At 62.9% G+C, this 4,415-nt stretch carries 2 protein-coding genes and 1 pseudogene; 1 reads left to right on the top strand and 2 read right to left on the bottom strand.

Annotated elements, in window-relative coordinates; genetic code table 11:
- Nucleotides 1–1,443, bottom strand: a 1,443-nt coding sequence (gatB, locus tag VOI29_RS22755) for an Asp-tRNA(Asn)/Glu-tRNA(Gln) amidotransferase subunit GatB (RefSeq protein WP_323783949.1), incomplete at its 3' end; no start/stop codon positions are given.
- A 290-nt stretch (nucleotides 1,444–1,733) separates the two neighbouring features.
- Between gatB and VOI29_RS22760 the strand changes: the two genes are divergently transcribed.
- A complete protein-coding gene (locus VOI29_RS22760; RefSeq protein ID WP_323783951.1) occupies nucleotides 1,734–4,079 on the top strand; it encodes a Tex family protein in 2,346 nt (781 codons plus the stop codon).
- Between the two features lie 42 nt (nucleotides 4,080–4,121).
- Here VOI29_RS22760 and VOI29_RS22765 read toward each other — a convergent pair.
- Nucleotides 4,122–4,415: pseudogene (locus VOI29_RS22765) on the bottom strand (hypothetical protein); the annotation flags it as partial.

The following is a 4,415-nucleotide window of genomic DNA, read 5'->3' on the forward strand; positions in this document are numbered from 1 at the left end:
CATTACCTGGCCGACAAACCAGCCCGCCAGTTTCGGGTTCACCTTGGCTTTCTCCACCTGCGCCGGGTTGGCAGCGATGATCTCGTCCAGGGCGGTCTCGATGGCGCCGGTATCCGTCACCTGCTTCATGCCGCGCTCCTCGACGATCTGCGCCGGGTCGCCGCCTTCGGTATAGACGATCTCGAACAGGTCCTTGGCGATCTTGCCAGAGATTGCGTCTGAGGAAATCAGATCGATGATCCCGCCCAGCTGCGCCGGGGAAACCGGCGAGTCGGTAATGGCATGGTCTTCTTTCTTGAGGCGGCCGAACAGCTCGTTGATCACCCAGTTGGCGGCCAGCTTGCCATTGCGGCCCTTGGCGGTTTCTTCAAAGTAGGCGGCCGCTTCCACCTCGGCGGTCAGCACCGAGGCGTCATAATCGCTAAGGCCGAAGTCCTTGATGAACCGCGCCTTTTTCTCATCCGGCAGTTCCGGCAGATTGGCAGCGATGTCATCCACCCAGGCCTGTTCAATTTCCAGCGGCAGCAGATCGGGATCGGGGAAGTAGCGGTAATCATGCGCCTCTTCCTTGGAGCGCATGGAACGGGTTTCGCCCTTGTCCGGATCATAAAGCCGGGTTTCCTGGTCGATCTTGCCGCCTGCTTCGATGATGGCGATCTGGCGGCGCGCTTCGACCTCGATGGCCTGCTGGATGAAGCGCATCGAGTTCATGTTCTTGATCTCGCAACGGGTTCCGAGGTGCGAGAAGTCCTGGGTTTCCTGGTACTTTTCATACTGGCCGGGCAGGCAGACCGAGACGTTGACGTCGGCCCGCAGATTGCCGTTCTGCATGTTGCCGTCGCAGGTGCCCAGATATTGCATGATCTGGCGCAGTTTGGCGATGTAGGCGGCGGCTTCCTCCGGCCCGCGGATGTCGGGGCGGGAGACGATCTCCATCAGGCAGACACCGGTGCGGTTCAGGTCCACGAATGACATGTTGGGGTCCATGTCGTGGATCGATTTGCCCGCGTCCTGCTCCATGTGGATGCGCTCAACCCGCACGTTGCGCGCGGTGCCGTCGCCCAGCTCCACCAGCACTTCGCCTTCGCCCACGATGGGGTGGTAGAGCTGGGAAATCTGGTAGCCTTGCGGCAGGTCGGGGTAGAAATAGTTCTTGCGGTCAAAGGCGGACCACAGGTTGATATCCGCCTTGAGTCCAAGGCCGGTGCGCACCGCCTGTTCAATGCAGTATTCGTTGATCACCGGCAGCATGCCGGGCATTGCCGCGTCCACAAAGGCCACATTGGAGTTCGGCTCGGCGCCGAATTTGGTGGAGGCGCCGGAGAACAGCTTGGCTTTGGAGCTGACCTGGGCATGCACCTCCATGCCGATGACCAGTTCCCAGTCATGCTTGGCGCCCGCGATCACCTTGGGCTTGGGGAGTTCATATGTCAGGTCGAGCATGGTTTTCCGCCGTATCCGAATGTCCTTGGTTGGCAAGGGTTCTAGGCGTGTGCGGAGCAAGGGGCAAGGGGCTGGTGGCCGAGAATGCGCTGGGAGGCGCGGATACGTCCTTAATTGCTCGGGCTGTAAGCCCGGGCAGCGCCAGTCCGCCCGATGCGCGGGCGCTTTCCTTCCGCCCAAGGACCGGCGCTGCCCTTTGCGATGGTTCCATCGAGAGTGATTCAGCCTCTTGGCGATGCGCCTGCGCGGAGCTAGAACTGGCAGCCCGAGCAGTTCAACAGGAGGCCGCCTTGGACACATCCGCCCGCATCAGCCAGACCATCGCCACAGAGATCGGCGCTGCCGCGAAACAGGTGAACGCCGCCGTAGCGCTGCTGGACGAGGGGGCGACAGTGCCCTTTGTCGCGCGCTACCGCAAGGAGGCGACGGGCGGGCTGGACGATACCCAGCTGCGCACCCTGGCAGAACGGCTGGAGTATCTGCGCGAGCTGGAGAAACGGCGGGCGGCGATCCTCGAGTCGATCCGCGGGCAGGACAAGCTGACTGACGATCTCGCGGCCTCGATCACCAAGGCTGAAACCAAGGCGCAGCTGGAGGATATCTATCTGCCCTACAAGCCGAAGCGGCGCACCAAGGCGATGATTGCCCGCGAAAACGGGCTGGAGCCTTTGGCAGACGCCATTTTGGCGGATCGGAATGCAGATCCGGAGAAACTGGCCGAAGGTTACATCACCGAGGCGGTGGCGACGGTGAAAGACGCGTTGAACGGGGCACGGGATATTCTGACCGAACGTCTGACAGAGAATGCGCATTTGCTGGGGCGGCTGCGGGAATTCCTGCAGCGGGAGGCGGTGCTGACCGCCAAGGTTATCGAGGGCAAGGAGCAGGAAGGCGCCAAATTCTCCGACTATTTCGCACATACTGAGCGCTGGGCCGATGTGCCGTCGCACCGGGCACTGGCGATGCTGCGCGGATCTAACGAAGGCGTGCTGACGCTGGATGCCGGGCCGGAACCGGAAGAGGGTGTGGCACGGGCCGAGGCGATGGTGGCCGCGGAATTGGGCGCGGGCGGCAACGGTCCAGGGGATATCTGGCTGCGCAAGGTGGCGGGCTGGTGCTGGCGGGTGAAGCTGAGCCTGTCGATGATGCTGGAACTGATGGGCGATCTGCGCGCCCGGGCACAGGAGGATGCGATTCAGGTGTTTGCGCGAAACCTGAAAGACCTGCTGTTTGCGGCGCCAGCCGGTGCGCGGCCGACCCTCGGGCTGGACCCGGGCATCCGCACCGGCGTCAAGGCGGCGGTGGTTGATGCAACCGGGAAACTGGTGGCGACAGAGACGTTGTATCCGTTTCAGCCGAAGAACGACCTGCGCGGCGCGCAGGTGTCGATCGTCAAGCTGATCGCCGAACACGGCGTCGAGCTGATTGCCATCGGCAACGGCACTGCCAGCCGCGAGACCGAACGGATGGTGGCGGAAGTGCTGAACCATCTGCCTGCCAAGGTGAAGGCGCCGACCAAAGTGGTGGTGAGCGAGGCCGGTGCCTCGGTCTATTCCGCATCCGAGCTGGCGGCGCGGGAGTTTCCGGATCTGGATGTGTCCTTGCGCGGCGCGGTGTCGATTGCCCGGCGCCTGCAGGATCCGCTGGCGGAACTGGTGAAGATCGAGCCCAAGAGCATCGGCGTGGGCCAGTACCAGCATGATGTCGATCAGCACAAGCTGTCGAAATCGCTGGAAGCGGTGATCGAGGATGCGGTGAACGGTGTGGGGGTGGATCTGAATATGGCCTCGGCACCGCTTCTGGCGCATGTCTCGGGGCTTGGCCCCGGCTTGGCGGAGGCGATTGTCGCACACCGCGACCTGAACGGGGCGTTCATGACCCGCAAGGAGTTGCTGAAGGTCGCGCGGCTGGGCCCCAAGGCGTTTGAGCAATGTGCCGGTTTCCTGCGCATCCGGGATGGCAAGGAGCCGCTTGATGCGTCCTCGGTCCACCCCGAGGCCTATGATGTGGCGCGCAAGGTGGTTGCGGCCTGCGGGCGCGACATCCGGCAGATCATGGGCGATGAAACCGCTTTGAAAGGTTTGCGGGCTGAAGATTTTGTCAGCGACAAATTCGGCCTGCCCACTGTCCGGGATATTTTGCAGGAGCTGGAAAAGCCGGGCCGCGACCCGCGCCCTTCATTTGTGACGGCATCCTTCAAAGACGGGGTGGAGCAGATCACTGACCTGAAGCCGGGCATGGTGCTGGAAGGCACGGTAACGAATGTGGCAGCCTTTGGCGCCTTTGTGGATATTGGCGTGCATCAGGACGGGCTGGTGCATGTGAGCCAGCTGGCAGACCGGTTTGTAAAGGATCCGCATGAGGTTGTGAAGACCGGCCAGGTGGTCAAGGTCACGGTCACCGAGGTCGATGTGCCGCGCAAACGGATCGGCCTGACCATGCGCAAGGATGGCGGTGCGTCGGCCAGGGAAGACCGGAATGTGCGCGGCCCGGCCAAGGGTGCAGGACCACGGCGGGGCGGCAAGCCTGCAGGCGGAAAAGGAAAAACGTCTGCCAGCCCCAAGGGGAGCCAAGGCAAGGAGCAGGGCACAGGCGCGCTGGGTGCGGCGCTGATGGATGCCTTTAAAAAGAAGTAGCAAAGCGGGGCCTTGGCCCCGTTTTTCATGAGAATCGGCCGGCTATGCCGGGCTGAATTGCAGGCCGTGGTTGGTAAAGGCGACTTTCTGCCCGCCTTCGATCTCTCCGCGGAATTGCCCGGCTATGGCGGCAAGCGCGCCGTCATGACCGCGGTCAGCCAAGCGGCTGACGGAACGGATGCGGTCACTGTTGTCAAATCCCTCGGCAGCATGAGCCCAGACCAGCGGATGCAGTTCCGTCAGGTGATCGCGGATCAGCCAGGTTGCGGCCCCGGCAATCTTCAGCCGCGGCACGTCGGCCTGCAAATTCTGGCCCAGGCCCCTGCGCAGGGAAAC

Source organism: Leisingera sp. (assembly GCF_034669605.1).
Lineage (GTDB): Bacteria > Pseudomonadota > Alphaproteobacteria > Rhodobacterales > Rhodobacteraceae > Leisingera.